General features: G+C 64.3%; 15 protein-coding genes and 1 tRNA gene. 11 read left to right on the top strand and 5 right to left on the bottom strand.

Annotated elements, in window-relative coordinates:
• Positions 1 to 33 precede the first annotated feature (33 nt).
• Positions 34 to 1014: a choice-of-anchor A family protein gene (locus IGS58_RS01725; protein ID WP_070281654.1), complete on the top strand. Its 981-nt coding sequence runs from the start codon at positions 34 to 36 to the stop codon at positions 1012 to 1014.
• Positions 1015 to 1088: 74 nt separating this feature from the next.
• On the opposite strand, the gene IGS58_RS01720 is transcribed toward IGS58_RS01725, so the two are convergent.
• Positions 1089 to 2768, bottom strand: coding sequence for an AMP-binding protein (locus tag IGS58_RS01720; RefSeq protein WP_230520520.1), 1680 nt, complete (start codon positions 2766 to 2768; stop codon positions 1089 to 1091).
• A gap of 133 nt (positions 2769 to 2901) precedes the next feature.
• On the opposite strand from IGS58_RS01720, the gene IGS58_RS01715 reads away from it, so the two are divergent.
• The 3 genes from IGS58_RS01715 (at position 2902) to IGS58_RS01705 (ending at position 7096) form a co-directional block, all read left to right on the top strand.
• The gene (locus tag IGS58_RS01715) at positions 2902 to 5265 is read left to right on the top strand and encodes a DNA polymerase II (RefSeq protein ID WP_230520519.1); all 2364 of its coding nucleotides are present in this window, start codon (positions 2902 to 2904) and stop codon (positions 5263 to 5265) included.
• Positions 5266 to 5538: 273 nt separating this feature from the next.
• On the top strand, positions 5539 to 6855 hold the full coding sequence (locus tag IGS58_RS01710; RefSeq protein ID WP_230520518.1) for an enoyl ACP reductase FabMG family protein: 1317 nt from the start codon (positions 5539 to 5541) through the stop codon (positions 6853 to 6855).
• A gap of 154 nt (positions 6856 to 7009) precedes the next feature.
• Positions 7010 to 7096, top strand: a tRNA-Leu gene (locus IGS58_RS01705).
• Between the two features lie 63 nt (positions 7097 to 7159).
• On the opposite strand, the gene IGS58_RS01700 is transcribed toward IGS58_RS01705, so the two are convergent.
• The 3 genes from IGS58_RS01700 to IGS58_RS01690 form a co-directional block, all read right to left on the bottom strand.
• The gene (locus IGS58_RS01700; RefSeq protein WP_230520517.1) at positions 7160 to 7747 is read right to left on the bottom strand and encodes a GNAT family N-acetyltransferase; all 588 of its coding nucleotides are present in this window, start codon (positions 7745 to 7747) and stop codon (positions 7160 to 7162) included.
• Between the two features lie 17 nt (positions 7748 to 7764).
• Positions 7765 to 8346, bottom strand: a complete 582-nt coding sequence (locus IGS58_RS01695) for an NnrU family protein (protein WP_230520516.1) — start codon at positions 8344 to 8346, stop codon at positions 7765 to 7767.
• 68 nt (positions 8347 to 8414) lie between these two features.
• A complete protein-coding gene (locus IGS58_RS01690) occupies positions 8415 to 8807 on the bottom strand; it encodes an Imm10 family immunity protein (protein WP_052140012.1) in 393 nt (130 codons plus the stop codon).
• Positions 8808 to 8954: 147 nt separating this feature from the next.
• Between IGS58_RS01690 and IGS58_RS01685 the strand changes: the two genes are divergently transcribed.
• The 3 genes from IGS58_RS01685 to IGS58_RS01675 all read left to right on the top strand — a co-directional run bounded on the left by IGS58_RS01685 (position 8955) and on the right by IGS58_RS01675 (position 10690).
• Complete coding sequence (locus IGS58_RS01685; protein WP_230520515.1) at positions 8955 to 9371, top strand: GNAT family N-acetyltransferase; 417 nt, start codon at positions 8955 to 8957, stop codon at positions 9369 to 9371.
• Between the two features lie 31 nt (positions 9372 to 9402).
• Positions 9403 to 10125 (top strand): M56 family metallopeptidase, encoded by a 723-nt coding sequence (locus IGS58_RS01680; protein ID WP_176376561.1) that lies wholly within the window; start codon positions 9403 to 9405, stop codon positions 10123 to 10125.
• A gap of 64 nt (positions 10126 to 10189) precedes the next feature.
• The gene (locus tag IGS58_RS01675) at positions 10190 to 10690 is read left to right on the top strand and encodes a hypothetical protein (RefSeq protein ID WP_034780522.1); all 501 of its coding nucleotides are present in this window, start codon (positions 10190 to 10192) and stop codon (positions 10688 to 10690) included.
• Positions 10691 to 10693: 3 nt separating this feature from the next.
• Here IGS58_RS01675 and IGS58_RS01670 read toward each other — a convergent pair whose 3' ends face one another.
• Positions 10694 to 11500: a class I SAM-dependent methyltransferase gene (locus tag IGS58_RS01670; RefSeq protein ID WP_230520514.1), complete on the bottom strand. Its 807-nt coding sequence runs from the start codon at positions 11498 to 11500 to the stop codon at positions 10694 to 10696.
• Between the two features lie 291 nt (positions 11501 to 11791).
• Between IGS58_RS01670 and IGS58_RS01665 the strand changes: the two genes are divergently transcribed.
• The 4 genes from IGS58_RS01665 (at position 11792) to IGS58_RS01650 (ending at position 18243) form a co-directional block, all read left to right on the top strand.
• Positions 11792 to 15145 carry an MHYT domain-containing protein gene (locus IGS58_RS01665; protein WP_230522180.1) on the top strand — a complete coding sequence of 1118 codons (3354 nt, stop codon included), beginning with the start codon at positions 11792 to 11794 and terminating at the stop codon, positions 15143 to 15145.
• A complete protein-coding gene (locus IGS58_RS01660) occupies positions 15142 to 16155 on the top strand; it encodes an HD domain-containing phosphohydrolase (RefSeq protein WP_230520513.1) in 1014 nt (337 codons plus the stop codon). The genes IGS58_RS01665 and IGS58_RS01660 overlap by 4 nt, the downstream gene beginning before the upstream one ends.
• A gap of 312 nt (positions 16156 to 16467) precedes the next feature.
• The gene (locus tag IGS58_RS01655; protein WP_034780539.1) at positions 16468 to 17304 is read left to right on the top strand and encodes a universal stress protein; all 837 of its coding nucleotides are present in this window, start codon (positions 16468 to 16470) and stop codon (positions 17302 to 17304) included.
• A gap of 69 nt (positions 17305 to 17373) precedes the next feature.
• A complete protein-coding gene (locus tag IGS58_RS01650; RefSeq protein ID WP_230520512.1) occupies positions 17374 to 18243 on the top strand; it encodes a hypothetical protein in 870 nt (289 codons plus the stop codon).
• Positions 18244 to 18272: the final 29 nt, after the last annotated feature.

The following is an 18272-nucleotide window of genomic DNA, read 5'->3' as shown; positions in this document are numbered from 1 at the left end:
CTATTCGTCCCCCAATTCACTATGAGATTGTCCATGAAATTATTTACTGCCCGTACCTTGCCGCTCATCAGCGCCGCCCTGTTCGCCTTCTCTTTCAGCGCTTCGGCCCAGGCAACCGTGATTGACCTCGGCGTCGCCAATGGCTACTCGGCCTTCATCTTCGGCAACATCGGCAGCAGCGGCGCCAGCGGCTTCACCAGCGTCGGTGGCAGCATCGCCGCCGGCGGCAATATCTATCTGGACAACTACAACGTCGGCACGAACAAAAAGCCAGGCAGCGCGGCCAACGCGATCGTTGCTGGCGGCAACCTGAACACGGGCTGGGGCACCATCGGTGGTTCCGCCGTGTATGGCGTCAGCAATCCCAACGCCACCTTGACAGCGCCACAATGGTTCCCAACCGGCAGCATCAGCAAAGGCAACGCTTCCACCCTGGACTTCGCGGGTACCAAGCAACAACTGACGACCCTGTCGGGCGACGTGGCCAAGCTGCAATCGAACGGCACCGTGCTTTCGCAAAACAATGGTTTCAAGCTGGTGGGCGACATCAACGCCGACGTGAATATTTTCAACATCGATGCGTCGAACCTGCATAACCTGACCCTGGACCTGTCCTCGCTGAAAAGCACGGCCAGCATCATCATCAATGGCACGGCCACCAACATCACCTTGAGCGGCGGCTTCGACAATTTCGGCAGCTTCGCCGACCGCACGCTGCTGAACTTCGCCAATGCCACCACCACCAGCCTGAACAACGTCGGCATCAACGGCAGCATCCTGGCGCCGAACAGCGCGTTTTCCGGTTCGGGCAGCATGAACGGCACCCTGGTCGCCAATTCGGTCAGCTCGATCAATTACGGCCACGTTTCGATGAACGGCTCCGGCTTCAACACGGTCAGCGTGTCGGCCGTGCCGGAACCAGGCACCTACGCCATGCTGCTGGCCGGCCTGGGCTTGCTCGCCTTTGTACGCCGCCGCACGCCAGCGCGCGCACCGCAAGCCGCGATGGCCTGAGCTTTACGCTGAATCAATAAAAAACACCGGGCCGCGCGAGCGTCCCGGTGTTTTTTTATGGGCTGGCGAAAGACTTAGTCCGCGCTCAGCCCCAGATCCGTCGCCACCTGCTTGCGCAACAGGTATTTCTGGATCTTGCCCGTCACCGTCATGGGGAATTCCTCGACGAAGCGCACGTAGCGGGGAATCTTGTAATAGGCGATCTGCCCATCGCAAAAGGCGCGGATGTCCTCGCTGGTGGCCTGCGTGCCCGGACGCAGGATGATGCAGGCGCACAACTCTTCACCATACTTGGCGTCCGGCACGCCCACGCACTGCACGTCGAGCACGCTAGGGTGGCGGTACAGGAACTCCTCGACTTCGCGCGGATAGATGTTTTCGCCGCCACGGATGACCATGTCCTTCGAGCGGCCGACGATGCTGCAAAAGCCGTTGTCGTCGATCACGGCCAGGTCGCCCGTGTGCATCCAGCGCGCCGCATCGATGGCCTCACTGGTTTTTTCCGGGTCGCCCCAGTAGCCCTGCATCACGGAATAGCCGCGCGTGAGCAATTCGCCCTTTTCGCCGCGCGGCACGATGCGCCCTTCCGCGTCGATGATTTTCACTTCCAGGTGCGGGTGAACCCTGCCGATGGAAGACACGCGCATTTCGCGCGGGTCTTCGATGGCCGTCTGGAAACTGACGGGCGACGTTTCCGTCATGCCATATGCAATCGTGATTTCCGCCATGTGCATCAGCTCGATGACCCGCGTCATGACTTCCATCGGGCAAGGGGAACCGGCCATGATGCCGGTGCGCAAATTCGACAGATCGTATTGCTTGAAATCAGGATGGTCGAGGATGGCGATGAACATGGTCGGCACGCCATGCAGCCCCGTGCAGCGCTCGGCCTGCACGGTTTCCAGCACGGCTTTCGGATCGAACCCCTCGCCGGGAAACACCATGGTCGCGCCATGCGTGACGCAAGCCAGGTTGCCCAGCACCATGCCGAAGCAGTGGTACAGGGGCACGGGAATGCACAAGCGGTCCTGTTGCGTCAGGCGCATGGCTTCGCCGATGAAAAAGCCGTTGTTGAGGATATTGTGGTGCGTCAAGGTGGCGCCCTTCGGCGCGCCCGTGGTGCCGGACGTGAACTGAATGTTGACGGCATCGTCAAACTGCAAGGTAGCGCTCACTTCTTCCAGGTGCGCCAGGTCGGCGTCGGCAATGCCCTCCATCAGGGCGTCGAAGTTGTGCATTCCGGGTGTCGCGGCCGTGCCCAGGCGGATCACGTGGCGCAATTGCGGCAGGCGCGACGACTGCAGGGCGCCGGCGCGCGCACGGGCGATTTCCGGCACCACGTCTTGCACGATGGCCAGATAGTCGCTGGACTTGAAGCTAGGCGACAGGATCAGCGCGCTGCATTGCACCTTGTCGAGCACGTATTCGAGTTCCGAACGCCGGTAGGCGGGGTTGATGTTGACCATGATCAAGCCGGCTTTCGCCGTGGCAAACTGGGTCAGCACCCATTCGGCGCAATTCTGCGACCAGATGCCGACCCGGTCGCCCGGCTGCAAGCCCAGCTTCAGCAAGCCGGCGGCCAGGCGGTGCACGCGCTGCTGGAATTCCAGATACGTCCAGCGCACGTTCTGGTGCGCCACGATCAGGGCATCCTGCTGGCCATGGCGGGCGGCGATGCCGTCCAGGTAGGCGCCTATCGTTTCGCCGATCAACGGCGTCTCGTGGGCGCCATGTACATAACTGATTGCTTGCATGCTGTCTCCAGGGTGTGTGGCGCGGCGCGCTCTTGTTATCGTCTTCGATGCAGAAAATTATAGCCGCAACCGCCCCCGCCCTGCGTCAGCTTGCTGTAATGTGCAGGCCAGCACATCCGACACTCACGGCACCATGACAGGCAATACGCAGCACCCGCCCGAACAGGGCTTCATCCTGACCCGCCACTGGCGCGATACCAGCGCCGGCACGGAAGTCGATTTCTGGCTGGCAACAGATGCCGGGCCCCGCCACGTGCGCCTGCCCGTGCAGACGGCCGTCGCCTTCCTTCCCATGGAGCAGCAGGAACAGGCGCAACAGCTGTTGCGTGGCGAGCGCCATGCGGAGCTGCGTCCCCTGTCGCTGTGCGATTTTCATCACCGTCCCGTGCTGGGGCTGTACTGCAAGCAATACCGGCACTTGCTGAAGCTGGAAAAGCAGCTGCGCGCGCACGGCATCGACGTGTACGAAGCCGATATCCGCCCGCCCGAACGCTACCTGATGGAGCGTTTCATTACGGCACCGGTAACGTTCAGCGGAGAAACACTGCAGGAAGTGCAGCTGAAACCGGCACCCGGCTACCGCCCCGCATTAAAACTGGTGTCGCTCGATATCGAGACGACGGCCCATGGCGAGCTGTATTCGCTGGCCCTGGAAGGCTGCGGCCAGCGCCAGGTGTACATGCTGGGGCCGCCAAACGGCGGCGATGACGCCGTGGACTTCGACCTCGAATACTGCGACAGCCGCGCACAGATACTCGAGCGCCTGAACACATGGATGGAGCGCCACGATCCGGACGCCATCATCGGCTGGAACCTGGTGCAGTTCGATTTGCGCGTGCTGCGCCAGCACGCCGAGCGCTACCAGGTGCCCCTGAAACTGGGACGCGGCGGCGCCGTGATGGAATGGCGTGAACATGGCGGCAAGCAAGAGCACTATTTTGCGGCCGCGGCGGGCCGTTTGATCATCGACGGCATCGAAGCCCTGAAGTCGGCGACGTGGAATTTTTCCTCGTTCAGCCTGGAAAACGTGGCGCAGACGCTGCTGGGCGAAGGCAAGTCCATCGACAATCCCTACCAGCGCATGGCCGAGATCGACCGGCGTTTCCGCGAAGACAAACCGGCGCTGGCCCGCTACAACCTCAAGGATTGCGAGCTGGTCACGCGCATCTTCGCCAAGACCGAGCTGCTGACCTTCCTGCTGGAACGGGCCAGCGTGACGGGCCTGGCGGCCGACCGCAGCGGTGGCTCCGTGGCCGCGTTCGAACACTTGTACTTGCCGCTGATGCACCGGCAGGGTTACGTGGCGCCCAACTTGGGCGACGTCTCCGGCGACAACAGTCCGGGCGGCTTCGTCATGGATTCCCAATCGGGGCTGTACGACTCCGTGCTGGTGCTCGACTATAAAAGCCTGTACCCGTCCATCATCCGCACTTTCCTGATCGACCCCGTGGGCCTGGTGGTGGGCACCAGCGGCGACGAGGCCGATACCGTGCTCGGCTACCGTGGCGCGCAGTTTTCAAGGGTCAAACATTGCCTGCCCGCCATCGTGCAACAGGTGTGGCAAGGGCGCGAGACGGCCAAGCGCGAGCGCAACGCGCCCCTGTCGCAAGCATTAAAAATCATCATGAACGCGTTCTATGGCGTGCTGGGCTCGAGCGGCTGCCGCTTTTTCGACCCGCGCCTGGCCTCCTCGATCACCTTGCGCGGCCACGACATCATGCACCGCACGCGCGAGCTGATCACGGAACAGGGTTATCAGGTCATCTATGGCGACACGGATTCCACCTTCGTGTGGCTGAAAACGGCGCATACGGATGAAGAAGCGGGCAAGATCGGCCGCGCCCTGGTGGCGCACGTGAATGCGTGGTGGGACCAGTATCTGCGCGAAGAGTTCGGCCTGGAGAATGCGCTGGAACTGGAATTCGAGACGCATTACCGGCGCTTCCTGATGCCCACCATCAGGGGCTCGGAAGAAGGCAGCAAGAAGCGCTATGCGGGCCTGGTGGGCAAGCCCGACGGCAGCGAACAGATGGTCTACAAGGGCCTGGAAACCGTGCGCAGCGACTGGACGCCGCTGGCGCAGCAATTCCAGCAAGCCCTGTACCTGCGCATCTTCCAGCGCGCCGCCTACCAGGATTATGTGCGCGACTACGTGGCGCGCACCGTGCGCGGCGAATTCGACGCTCTATTGGTCTACCGCAAGCGCCTGCGCCGCCCGCTCGACGACTACCAGCGCAACGTGCCGCCCCATGTGCGCGCGGCACGCACGGCCGACGCCTATAACCTGGCGCAGGGCCGGCCGCTGCAATACCAGAACGGCGGCTGGATCAGCTATGTCATCACGGTGGCCGGCCCGGAACCGCTGGAAACGCAGCGCTCGCCTATCGACTACCACCATTACCTGACGCGCCAGCTGCAGCCGGTGGCTGACGCGATCCTGCCGTTCCTGGGCGACGATTTTTCGCGCCTTGTATCGGGCCAGCAGGATTTGTTTTAAATCAATTTTACTGACCGGCATGACCAAGCTGAGGTAATATCGGCGCCTGCCGGGCTTATCTGCCCCTGTTTGCAGGCGCTGTGCGCCGCGGCAGCGTAAAATACGCCATGGCGAAAGAATAAGAGCAGTACCCAAGAAGAAGATGCCGCTCCAGACGAGAATCGTTCGCAAGAAGATTGTCGCCACTGAAAGGGCGCATAATTTATCACTATGTTGAACCAGTACGCCGGACTGCCCATCGTCCGCCGGCTAATTTTTGAATGAATTGATACCATGACCGAGATCACGTCCTTAAGAGACATCCCGCAAAAAAATATCTTCCGCAAGGGCGACACCTTTGTGCTGTTCGGCGAGCTGTTCGGCCGCGGCTATGTAAATGGCTTGCTGGACGAAGCGCGCAAGGCGGGCATGAATATCGTCGGCATGACGGTCGGCCGCCGCGATGAAAACATGGCGCTGCGTCCGTTGAACGCGGAAGAGCTGGCGGAAGCCGAAGCCAATCTGGGCGGCCGCATCATCAATGTGCCGCTGATGGCCGGTTTCGACCTCGACGCGCCAGCGGGCGAGCCGACCCCGACAGCCCTGCTGGCCGACATGACCCTGAAAAGCTGGCAAGAAGACAAGCTGGACTGGGCGCAGATCGAACGCTGCCGCGAAGCCGGCATCGCCCGCTTCAGCGCTTCCGTGGCGAAAGCCATGGCCGAGCTGGACAGCCTGATTCCTGACGGCAGCAATGTGTATTTCGCCCACACCATGGCTGGCGGCATTCCGAAAGTCAAAGTCTTCCTGGCGATTGCCAACCGCATCTACAAAGGCCGCGGCGAGCGCTTCATGTCCTCGCGCGCCCTGCTCGACAGCGACCTGGGTAAATTGATCCTGATGAACTTCGACGAAGTCACGGCCAACACCCTGCAGCACCTGATCGACGGCAGCGCTGCCATCCGCGCCCGCATCGAGCAAACGGGCGGCCAGGTGCGCTACAGCGCCTACGGCTACCACGGCACGGAGATCTTGATCGACGGCAAGTACCAGTGGCAAACCTACAGCAACTACACCCAGGGCCTGGCCAAGATGCGCCTGGAAAACGTGGCCAAGTCCGCGTGGGACAAAGGCATCAAGGCCACCGTCTTCAACTGCCCGGAAATCCGCACGAACTCGTCCGACATTTTCGTCGGCGTGGAACTGTCCCTGTTCCCCCTGCTCGACGCGCTGAAAAAAGAAGGCGGCGCAGCCTGGGCCGAAGAGCAGTGGAAAATCTGCCAGGGCTTGCTGGAAGACGGCGTCTCGCTGCAAGACTTGCTCGACCGTATCGCCGCCTACAATGGCGACGCCACCAGCGTGCAGTTCCGCAACTTCGCCGCCTGGCCGATGGACAACACGCCAGAGCTGGCCGACGTCATGATCGGCACCTCGGACGACATCACCAAGCTGCACAAGGACCGCAAGGAACTGATCACCGACCACCTGAGCTCGCTGGTCCTGGAAGGCACGGGCCCGCTGATGTTCCACGCCATGTCGGAGCCACAAGCCCCCGTCGTCTGGCTGAACCACGACATCATCGCGCGCCAGCTGAACTCCGTGCATAACTGATACCGGCCCAGCCGCTGTCCGACAACGCCGTCCCGGGCCCGCGCCCCGGACGGCGTTTTTCATGCAAAGCCAGCATCCGATTAATGGGCTAAACCGTATGCCAAGCGAAAAACTTGCCGTATCGCGATAAATCAGTGATAATGCGTCTCGCGTTGCCGGGATGGCGGAATAGGTAGACGCACGGGACTCAAAATCCCGCGCTGGAAACAGCGTGCCGGTTCGATTCCGGCTCCCGGCACCACAGAACACTTTAGTCTTACCTGATCAAACCCGCCCATCGCCAGATGCTGCGGGTTTTTTTATGTCAGCGCCCCAGCCTGCGCTCCAGCTCCGCCTTCACTCCATCCCACTCCGTATCGATCATGCTGAAACGCACGGAGTTGCGCTTGCGCCCGTCCGGCATGATGCGCTCGTGGCGCACGATGCCTTCCTGCACCGCGCCCAGGCGCACAATGGCGGCGCGCGATTTGGCGTTCAGTTCGTCGGTGGTAAATTGCACGCGCACGGCCTGCATGGCTTCGAAGGCATGCGTCAGCAACAGCAATTTCGCTTCCGTGTTCACGCCCGAACGCTGCACGGAGGCGGCCAGCCAGGTGTGGCCGATTTCCATCTTGCGGTTGATACGGTCGATCTTCCAGAAGCGCGTGCTGCCGACGATGGCACCCGTGGACTTTTGCACGATGACGAAGGGCATGACCGTGCCGGCGCGCCGGCCGTCCAGGGCCGTGGCGATGTAGGCGGCCATGGTGGCGGGGCCGGGCACCACGGTCACCGTCATGTTCCACAGTTCGCCATCGGCGGCCGCCTGCAGCAGCTGTGGCCCGTGCTCCGGTTGCAGCGGCAGCAGCTCGACCAGTTGGCCGCGCAGGGCGATGTGCTTCGTCTGTTCCATCTCCATCCGCACCTCCATCAATAGCCAAACGGCCGCACGCCAAACAGCACGCCATGCAACCAGAACGCCAGCAGCAGCCACAACACGCAACCCGCGCCGGTGGCGATCAGGGTGCCTGCCATGGTGCCGCCCTGATAGGCCACCCCGGCCGCGCGGTCGCGCTGCACGGCGGCATACAGATCAACGGATGACCAGACGAGAAAGCCGCCGAACAGCAGCACGTCGGCCACATTGCCGTTGGCCAGCAGGTGCGCGACGGCCCACAGTTGCGTGCCCAGCAGCATGGGATGGTGCACCCAGGTCTTGATATGGTTGCGCGGCACATTGGCCGCCGCCAGTAAAATCAGCGAGAACAGCATCAGCAGGGCACTGATGTGGCGCAAGCCCATGGGCGGCGTCCACAGCACCTGCGGTTGCTGGCGCGCCAGGCCATAGCCCCAGATGATCAGGCCCAGCCCGGCAAACGCCACGAGCGAATACAGGCCCTTCCAGCGCTTTTCGCCGAGGCGCGCCAACTGGGCGCTGCGCCAGTCGTCGGCGACGATGCGCACCGAATGCAAGCCCAGGAACAGCAACAAACCGAGTATCAGCACCGTCATCGTCCACTCCCCAGTCCATATCCTCTATCCAGCATACGCGGCGCCATGGCCGCTGCCTTCCGCGCAGATCAACGTTCTTCGCGATAGTAGTCGCAGCCCTCGAACGTGGTGCGCAGCGCCTGCTGGAGCTGGGCATAGCGCTCCGGCGTCAAATTGAAACGCACGTCGATCTGGCCATCGTCATCCATCTGCATGGCAGCCTCGGCATCCATCTGCACGGACAGGCGGTTCGGATGCAGGATCACGGCGTGCATGTGGCCATACCAGGCAAATTCCTGGCCGCAGTATTCGATATACGGCTCGTCCATGCCCATGGCCACGTCCTGCTCGTCATACTCGTCGGCGCGCTGCAGCATCAGGTAGACGGGCTCGCCTTTGCCGGCTGGCGCGGCCAGGGTGGTGATCAGGGCGTCGTCTTCATTGATGACGGACAACTCGGTGGCGGTAAATCCTGCGGACATGGCGTGCTTTCAACAATTCAAGGGATGCCGCCACCATAGCGCAAAAGCGGCATGGGCAACATAGCGCGCGGCGAAAAAAGCTTGCCGTCACGAAAATCCATCGCCGCCTATAATTACCGCTCCAAACCATTTCTACAGGAGACCGCCTTGACCGCAGCATCGCCCTACACCATCCGCCTGGCCATTCCCGCCAGCGCCACCTACCAGCACCTGCGCGTCGCCGCCGGCCTGAGCGCAAAAACCGCGGAGGCGGCCGCCAGGGGCTTGCCGAATTCCCTGTTTGCCGTGCAAGTGCTGCTGGGCGACGAGGTGGTGGGCATGGGCCGCATCATCGGCGATGGCGGCTGCTTCTTCCAGGTGGTCGATATCGCCGTGCTGCCGGCCCACCAGGGCAAGGGCTTGGGCAAGCTGATCATGCGCGAAATCCGCCAGTTCATCGATAGCGACGTGCCGGAAAGCGCGTATGTCAGCCTGATCGCCGATGGCCAGGCGCAAGACCTGTACGCGCAATTCGGTTTCAAGCACACGGCGCCCGCCTCCGTCGGCATGGCGCTGAAGCGCTAGGCGCCCGATGCCGGCCTGGCTCGTATGCAGCATGGCATTCGCGCTGCTGTTGAGCGCTGCCGCCTGGCAGGCCGAGCGCCTGCTGCAGCGGCGCGGCCGCACGACGCGCTGGCTGTGGCTGGCGGCCATCGCCGCGTCCGTCCTCCTGCCCCTGGCGTGGCTGCCCGGCGTGCTGGCGGCCATGCCGGCGGAACAGGCGCAGCTGAAACTGGGCTGGTTCATGCTATCGAGCGGCATGCTGCTGCTGTTGGCGCTGCGCAGCGTCTGGCTGCTGTCGCACCAGCGACGCTGGCAAAAAGCCACCTTGCTGGGCACGCCCGTCTTCCTGAGCGGCGGCATCGGTCCCTGCGTGGCGGGGCTGCTGCGGCCCCGCATCGTGATGCCCGTCTGGCTGCAACTGATTCCGCCGCCACAGCAGGCGCTGCTGCTGGCGCACGCACAATGCCGGCTGGCCGCGCGCGACCCGCTGCTGCTGGCCATGACATACGCCTTGATCGTGCTCATGCCGTGGAACCTGCCCCTGTGGTGGCAGCTGCACCGGCTGCGCTTTGCCATCGAGGTCGATTGCGACGCGCGCATGCTGGCGCACGGCCACGCGCTGCGCGACTATGCCTTCGTCCTGCGCCGGCACGGCCAGTATTATTCGGGACTGACGGGCGCCTCGCCCATCGTGCTGATCGACCCGCTAGCGCTGCGCCGACGCCGCCATCTGATGGCCAGATTTACCCGGAACCAGGCGGCGAACTTGCTATAGTAGCGGCAACGCCGCGCAATGCGCCCGCGCTCCCGGCTCCCCCATCAGAAATCAGAGAGATACCATGCTTTACCTGCTTGCCATCGTGATCGTCATCGCCCTGCTGTACTACGTCTTCAGTGGCCGCACGCCCGCCAAACCGCTGCACAAGCCGCTCATGTCGGTGCGCCAGTACGTGCCGGCGATTCCTGCGGGCGCACCCGCGCATCACTGGACCGATGAGGGGCGCTTTGCGTCGGAAGTGGAAAACGAATCGATGTACCAGCCCGCCATCGCCAAACTGGCCGGCGAGCATGGTCCCGGCAATGCGGAAGAAAAATGCCTGGCCCTGCTCGTCTGCGACGATGCCAATCCGTTCCAGGACAAGGCCATCGCCGTCTTCATCGATGGCCAGCTGGTCGGCTACCTGTCGCACAACGACGCCCTGCGCCTGCGCCGCAACCTGGGCCGCATGGACCTGGTGGGCCAGCTGACCTCGTGCGACGCCGTCATCCGCGGCGGCGGCCTGTGGAATGGCAAGCGTTTGTCGTACGCCGTCTGGCTGGACTTGCAGCCCTACAACTAAAAGCTATCCCGCGCGCGCTTGCCTGACGGCGCGCGTGGCGATAAAGCTGGGCAGATACTTTTCAATTTCAAAGCGCGGGTGGGGATGCATTTCCTCGTGGTATCCCGCCAGCACGAAGCCCGCCGCCAGCTGGCCGCCGATCTGGCTATCCAGGCCATGGCCGAAGATCAGTGCCTCGCCCCTCTCCATGCGCGCCGCCAGCGCGTCCGGCGGCATATCCTCCACATCCGAATACGGCAGCACGAAACGGGGCCGTATCAAGCCCTGTTTTGCCCATTGCGGGTCGCGGTCGCCGATGAACACGGCCGGGTTGAAAAAGCTGCTCAAGAGCACGCCGCCGTCCGCCAGCACGCGCGCGCATTCGCGCCACACGGGGGCAATGTCCGGCACGTACTGATTCGACACGGGATGGACGATGACATCGAAGCTGGCATCGGCAAAGCAGGCCAGGTCGCGCATGTCGCCCTGCACGGTGGCCAGCTGCAAGCCGTCGCGTTCGGCCACCATGCGGTCTTTCGCCAGTTGCTGCTCAGACAGGTCGAAGACGGTCACCTGCGCGCCGGCAGCCGCCAGCACGGGCGCCTGTTGCCCGCCGGCGCCGGCCAGGCACAGGATGCGCTTGCCTTGCACGGCGTCCAGCCAGCCGGCCGGCAGCGGCCCGGGCGTCAGGTGGATTTGCCACTGCCCGGCGCGTGCCGCCGCGATGGTGGCGCTGTCGACGGGCTGCGACCATGGACTGTTCTGTGCAGCCTGGGCATCCCAGGCTTGCTGATTATGCCGCAAGAAGTTGTTACCTAAAGGCATCGTCATCCTTTCAGAAAAAAGCAGGACGCGAATGTAGCATGACACCAGGCACGACGTCGCACTTTGCAAAAAAACCACATAATTCCTGATCGCAACTTCCTCGCCAGCACCACCATTCCACGGGCACGGCAAGGTGGGCGGCCTACTTTCCCGCATGGGCACATGCTTGCACGACAGGGAGAATAATTACAATTAAGATATTTGTTTCCTGAAATCTGGTAAGGTAATCCGCATCGATCACCCGCAGTGGCGGCAGGCGCACACGCCAGCGCCAAACGCGTCACCTGTTTGCCTACGATGATACCTGCCAGCGTCCAGCACCTGTTCCACGTTCCCGCCGATCCGGCCCAGCTGCATCACGGCGTGCATGCGCCGGGACTGGTGCTGCTGTCGCTGGTGATCGCCATTTTCACGTCGTGGATGGCTTTCCAGATGACGGCGTACAGCCGCGCGCAGGCGAGCATCAGCCGCCGCTTGCACCTGCTGTGCCTGCTGGCCGGCAGCCTGGCCCTGGGCTGCGGCGTGTGGGCCATGCATTTCATCGGCATGCTGGCCTTCGAGCTGGGCACCAGCGTCGCCTACGATCCGGGCCTGACCTTGCTGTCCATCGTGCCCAGCGTGGCGGCCTCGTTCGTCGCCCTGGCCACCATCAGCCGGCGCACCGTCACGGCGCCGCTGCTGCTGCGCAGCGGCTTGCTGGTGGGCCTGGGCATCGGCGCCATGCATTACACGGGCATGCACGCCATGCGCATGGGCTTGTCGCTACGCTACGAACCACTGCTGTTCGCGCTCTCGCTCGCCGTTGCCGTGGCGCTGGCCACCCTGGCCCTGTGGATACGCTTCGGCTTGCGCGGCTGGAGCAGCCGCATAGCCGCAGCGCAGCGCACGCTGATCAGCGCCTGCGTCATGGGTTGCGCGATTACCGGGATGCATTACATGGGCATGCAGGCGGCCCGCTTCGTGGGAACGATTCCCCCAGGCAATGATGCCGATGCCAACCGGCCCATGCTGGTGATCAGCGTGACCCTGCTGACCATCGCCCTGACGATCCTGGTCGCCTCGGCCGTGGGCATCTTGCGCTACCGCGAACTGTTTCGCCACCTGAACCAGAGCGAACACTGGACGCGTTCGCTGCTGACGAGCACGGTCGACGGCGTCATCACCATCGACCGCCACGGCAGCATCGTCGACTTCAACGGTGCCGCCGAGCGCATCCTCGGCTGGCGGTCGGCGGAAATCGTCGGCCGCCATGTCAGCGTGCTGGTCAGCGACGTGCGCCAGTCGGAACAGAACGGCCTGCTGTACTACCTGCGCACGGGCGAAGGCGATGCGTCCCACGCCAGCGAGGAAATCGTCTACCTGCGCAAGGATGGCGCCCCCGTGGCCGTGCAGCGTTCGATGGCCAGCGCGCGCCTGGCCGACCAGGATTTATATGTGCTGTTCATTACGGACATCAGCGAACGGCGCGCCATGCTGGCCGCCCTGCGCGAAAGCGAGCAGCAGTTGCGCTCGCTGATCGGCAATCTTCCCGGCATCGCCTTTCGCTGCACCACGGCGGAAAACCAGCCCATGCTGTTCATCAGCGATGGCGTGGAAGCCGTCACCGGCTATCCGCCCGCCGACTTTCTCGGCGCCGTGCCGCGCCGCACCATCACGGGTCTGATCGCCAGCGAAGAGCGCGCCTACGTCATCGATGTCTTCAACCACAGCGTCGCCAGCGGCGAGCCCTACCTGCTTGAATACCGGCTGCTGCATGCCGACGGCACGGCGCGCTGGCTGTGGGAGCGGGGCACCGTGGTGCACGATGCGGCAGGCGCCGTGCGCTGGGTCGACGGCGTCATCCTCGACATCAGCGAACGGCGGCAAATGGAGGAAGACTTGCGCATGGCCAAGGAAAAAGCGGAGCTGGCGGCCGCCACGCGGGCCAGCTTTGTCGCCAACATGAGCCATGAAATCCGCACGCCGATGAATTCCATCCTCGGTTTCACGGATGTGCTGCTGGACTCGCCACTGGCGCCCGAGCAGCGGCGCCACCTCGATACCGTGCGCCAGTCCGGCCGCTCACTATTGCGCCTGCTCAACGAAGTGCTCGATACGGCCAAGCTGGACAAGGGCGCCATGGCGCTGGAATTGCGCGACTACAGCCTGCTGGCGCTGGTCGATGAACTGGCATCCACGTATGGCATCCATGCACGCGCCAAGGGCTTGCGCATGGAGGTGCAGTACGACCCGCAACTGCCGGCCGTGCTGCATGGCGACGAATTACGCATGCGGCAAGTGCTGGGCAACCTGCTCGACAACGCCATCAAGTTCACGCCCGGCGGCGCCGTCAGCCTGGCGGCGCGCTTCGAGGATGGCCAGCTGCACCTGCTGGTGCAGGACAGCGGCATCGGCATCCCCGCGGAACGGCGCGACGCCATCTTTGAACCGTTCGTGCAAGCGGACGCCTCGACCACGCGGCGCTTTGGCGGCACGGGCCTGGGCACCACCATCAGCCGGCAACTGGTGACCCTGATGCAGGGGCGCATCTGGGCCGATGCCGCCTTGCCGCACGGCAGCGTGTTTCACGTCATGCTGCCCTTGCTGCCGGCACGCCAGGCGGCGCTGCCCGCCAGCGAACGCCGCAGCGTGCGCCTGCCGCCCCTGCGCGTGCTGGCCGCCGACGACGTGCCGCAAAACCTGGAACTGCTGAGCTTACTATTGGGCAAGCGCGGCCATACGGTGGTGACGGCCGGCGATGGCGCGCAAGCCTTGCAGCTGGCGCAGCGGGACGACTTCGACATTCTGCTGCTGGACTTGCAGATGCCGCGCATGGATGGGCTGGCCGCCACGCAAGCCATCCGTGCCGCCGCCCTGCGCGATGGCCGCCCGCGCGTGCCCGTGATCGCCATGACGGCCAGCGTGCTCGATGCGCACCGCAAGGCGGCGCGGGCGGCCGGCATGGACGGTTTCGCCACCAAGCCCGTCGAGTGGCAGGCGCTGTCGCAGGAAATCGCCCGCGTGCTGGGCCTGGCGGCAGAAGCGGGCGACGATGGCGACGAACCGGCGGCGCCCGCTGGCGGACGGGTGCTGCACCATGCGGGCGCCCTGCAGCGCTGGGCCGGCAACGACAGTGCCTACCACGCGGCGCTGGCCCGTTTCGCACGCGAGCATCCCCGCTTGCCGCCTGCCCTGCTGGCCGCCATCGAGGCGCGCGACCACGCGGCGCTCTTGCCGCAGAGTCACCAGTTGCGCGGCGTGGCAGCCAATCTCGGTCTGGAACAGCTGGCCGCCAGCCTGGCGGCGCTGGAGCAGTGCTGCGCCAGCCCCGGCTCCGCCACGGCACGGCAGCTCGACGAGATGCTGGGCAAGCTGCTGACGCAATGGCCGGCGGCCCTGGCCGCCATCGCCCGGCTGGCGCCGCCTGCATTGCCGGCGGCAACGGCGGCTGCCATCGATGCGCCCGCCGCCCGGCAAGCGGCCAGTTCCCTGCTGCACGCCTTGCGGCGCGGCGAACTCGATGACGCGGCGCAAGCACAGTTGCAGCACGCCATGGGCGCGCAAGCGGACGCGCTGGCGCCGCTGCGGCATGCCATCGACGATTTCGATTTCCCCCTCGCGCAGTCGCTCTTGCACGACTTGCTGCACACCTTCGCACCGGAGTCCCCATGAATGCACCCGCCAGGCCCGTGATTCTCGTCGTCGACGACGAGGCGGCCAATTTGCAATTGCTGCGCCAGATATTGCAGAACGACTACGCGCTGCTGTTCGCCAAGGATGGCGCGCGGGCACTGGAACTGGCGCAGCAGGAACGCCCGGCCCTGATCCTGCTCGACGTGATGATGCCCGGCATGAGCGGCCACGACGCCTGCCGCCAGCTGAAAGCCGCGCCACTGACGGCCGCCATTCCCGTCATTTTCGTCACGGCCCTGAATGACATGCGCGACGAACTCAGTGGTTTTGAAGCGGGCGCCGTCGATTACATCACCAAGCCGCTCAGTCCCGCCATCGTGCGCGCCCGCGTGCGCACGCACCTGTCGCTGGTGCGCATCGACGAGCTGAAGGAAACGCGGCTGCAGATCGTCCAGCGCCTGGGCCTGGCAGCCGAATACAAGGACAATGAAACGGGCTTGCACGTGATCCGCATGAGCCATTACGCGCGCCTGCTGGGCGTGGCCGTCGGCATGGACGAGGCCGCCGCTGACGACCTGCTGCACGCGGCGCCCATGCACGACGTGGGCAAGATCGGCATCCCCGATCGCATCCTGCAAAAGCCGGGCAAGCTCGACGCGGATGAATGGGCCATCATGCAGACGCACGCGCGCATCGGCGGCGACATCATCGGCGAACATGCCGAAGGCGGCATGCTGGCGCTGGCGCGCGAGATCGCCCTGTCGCACCATGAAAAATGGGATGGCAGCGGCTACCCGAACGGCTTGGCGGGCGAAGCGATTCCCCTGGCGGGGCGCATCGTCGCCGTGGCCGACGTCTTCGACGCGCTGACCTCGGTGCGCCCGTACAAGCGCGCGTGGTCGGTACTGGACGCCGTGGGCTATCTGCAAGCGCAACAAGGCAGCCATTTCGATGCGCGGCTGGTCGGGCTGTTTGTGCAGGAACTGCCCGCCATCGACGCCATCCGGCTGCGCTGGGCAGAGAAAGAGGAACACCACGCGCCCGCTTGAAGAATGAACTCCCGCCACGGCCAGCGTTGTTGCGTCACACAGGGAAGTGCCGGACAGATGGCGCCGGCGCCGATGCAGACCACTGGAAAGGCAAGGAGTTCAATGTCATTATGGCTGGCGACGGGCCAAACATTTTGATGCACATCAAATGGATCAGCATTTCCTGGCTGAGGACTTGCAGATGGCCATGGCCCGTGTTTTTTTGACCCACATCAAGCCCAGCACAAGAAAACCGCCCGCCAGCAAGGCAATGCTGGACTTGCCCGTATTGCCGTTCTAGCCTTGTTGCCATCCTGACTAGCGAATGACAACATGGCCTATAAATCCATCCTCGTCCACGCCGACCTGTCGCGCCATGCGCCGCAGCGCATCGCCATCGCGGCACGGCTGGCGCACGCGCACCAGGCGCACCTGATCGGCGCCGCCATGACGGGCCTGTCGCGTTTTTACGTGGAAAACAACCGCGGCATGCGCGGCAGCGCCGTGGCGGCGCAGATCAACGCCCTGCATGGGCAGGCGGAACAAGCCCTCGACCAGTTTGAAACGCTGGCGCGCCAGGCCGGCACCGTCTCGCTGGAACGGCGCCTGATCGAAGACGATGAGGATGGCGGCATGGCCGTCAGCGCGCGCTACAGCGACTTGACGGTGCTGAGCCAGCACGACGACAGCGAAGCGCTGCCCGGCGCCATGAGCGACCTGGTGCCCTACGTGATGCTGAACGCGGCCCGTCCCGTGCTGATCGTGCCGCGCAGCGGCAAGTTCACGCAGATCGACAACACCGTCGTGGTGGCCTGGGATGGCAGCATGGAAGCGACGCGCGCCATCGGCCACGCCCTGCCCCTCTTGCGCGCGGCGCGCCTGGTGGTGCTGGCCCTGCTGCACCCGCCGGCCGGCCATGCACAGCCGGCCCGCCATCCGGGCGCCGACATCGCCGCCTACCTGAGCCGCCATGGCGTGCCCGTCGAAGTGCGTCCGGCCATCGCCACGGGCGACATCGGCGCGGCGCTGCTGGCCATGGCCGCCGAAGTGCATGCGGACCTGCTGGTGATGGGCGGCTACGGCCACGCGCGCTTCCGCGAAATTTTACTCGGCGGCGTGACGGAAACGATCTTGCGCCAGATGACCTTGCCGGTGCTGATGGCGCACTGAAACCAAGCGCGCTCCATGTCGTTGCACGATGGGTATACTTGCCTGTTTATCCATATCAAAGCAATGTACATGAACCAACAACTCGTCAATTGGGGCAATAGCCTGGCGCCATTCGGCGGCGAACTGCTGTGGACCGCCCTGCCGTGGATGCTGCTGTGCAGCGCGGCCGGCTTCGTGCTGGCGCTCGGCATCTGCTACCAGCTGGCCAGAAAATGCCTGCTGGTGCGCCGTCCCCGCGCCTGGCATGTGGCCGCCAAGCTCAGCTATGTGCTGATCCTGCTCGCGCTGCCGCTCCTCGGTGCCGGCTTTGGCGCCGTGCACAGCGTGCACCGCGTGGTCAACCAGGCCCTCGAGCGCGACTTGCAGCCCGTGGTCGAAGCACAGATGCCGGCGCTGCGCGTCTACCTGGAACAGCAGGTCAAGCTGATCGCCCCGGGCCAGCCCATCAGCGTGCGCAGCCTGCTGGAACCATTCGTGCAAGGCATGTATTACCAGCCCACATCCAGCAGCTACTGGGAACGCAGCAAGGCGCGCTGGATCAATGAATTCATTCTGCGCCGCGGCAGCGTGCTGCTGACGCAGGTGCTGCAGGAACAGCTGATCGCCAGGGTCGGCCTGCTCGGCGAAGCGCTCAAGGGCGCCAACTTCCGTGGCCAGGCGACGGGCGAACTGGCCGCGCTGGGCACCGATCTGGCCGTGCGCCTGACCACCGACGTGGCGCGCCATGCCGACTTCAGCAAACTCGACAAGTCAGTGCCGATGATTTTCATCGACGCCATCAAACGGCAAGCCGGCGCCTATTTCAATTCGTTCAAGATCACGCTGGGCCTGTTCGCGCTGGCGGCGCTGCTGCTGGTATGGGGCGAGATCATGCTGTACCGCCATTACTACCTGCGCCGCCATCCGCCCGCCGCAGCCCTGCCCGTGCCGCCCATGTAAAAAAAGCCGCGCCTCCTTGCGGATGGCGC

This window comes from Janthinobacterium sp. EB271-G4-7A (assembly GCF_020858075.1).
GTDB lineage: Bacteria > Pseudomonadota > Gammaproteobacteria > Burkholderiales > Burkholderiaceae_D > Janthinobacterium > Janthinobacterium lividum.
Note: the sequence above shows the minus strand (reverse complement) of the source record. Positions and strands in the feature narration are given on the sequence as shown.

Coding starts and splice junctions, on each gene's coding strand:
- IGS58_RS01660 (WP_230520513.1), top strand. CDS start 15,142: ATGAATGCACCCGCCAGGCCCGTGATTCTCGTCGTCGACGACGAGGCG.
- IGS58_RS01675 (WP_034780522.1), top strand. CDS start 10,190: ATGCTTTACCTGCTTGCCATCGTGATCGTCATCGCCCTGCTGTACTAC.
- IGS58_RS01655 (WP_034780539.1), top strand. CDS start 16,468: ATGGCCTATAAATCCATCCTCGTCCACGCCGACCTGTCGCGCCATGCG.
- IGS58_RS01725 (WP_070281654.1), top strand. CDS start 34: ATGAAATTATTTACTGCCCGTACCTTGCCGCTCATCAGCGCCGCCCTG.
- IGS58_RS01710 (WP_230520518.1), top strand. CDS start 5,539: ATGACCGAGATCACGTCCTTAAGAGACATCCCGCAAAAAAATATCTTC.
- IGS58_RS01680 (WP_176376561.1), top strand. CDS start 9,403: ATGGCATTCGCGCTGCTGTTGAGCGCTGCCGCCTGGCAGGCCGAGCGC.
- IGS58_RS01700 (WP_230520517.1), bottom strand. CDS start 7,747: ATGGAACAGACGAAGCACATCGCCCTGCGCGGCCAACTGGTCGAGCTG.
- IGS58_RS01670 (WP_230520514.1), bottom strand. CDS start 11,500: ATGACGATGCCTTTAGGTAACAACTTCTTGCGGCATAATCAGCAAGCC.
- IGS58_RS01695 (WP_230520516.1), bottom strand. CDS start 8,346: ATGACGGTGCTGATACTCGGTTTGTTGCTGTTCCTGGGCTTGCATTCG.
- IGS58_RS01665 (WP_230522180.1), top strand. CDS start 11,792: ATGATACCTGCCAGCGTCCAGCACCTGTTCCACGTTCCCGCCGATCCG.
- IGS58_RS01715 (WP_230520519.1), top strand. CDS start 2,902: ATGACAGGCAATACGCAGCACCCGCCCGAACAGGGCTTCATCCTGACC.
- IGS58_RS01650 (WP_230520512.1), top strand. CDS start 17,374: ATGAACCAACAACTCGTCAATTGGGGCAATAGCCTGGCGCCATTCGGC.
- IGS58_RS01720 (WP_230520520.1), bottom strand. CDS start 2,768: ATGCAAGCAATCAGTTATGTACATGGCGCCCACGAGACGCCGTTGATC.
- IGS58_RS01690 (WP_052140012.1), bottom strand. CDS start 8,807: ATGTCCGCAGGATTTACCGCCACCGAGTTGTCCGTCATCAATGAAGAC.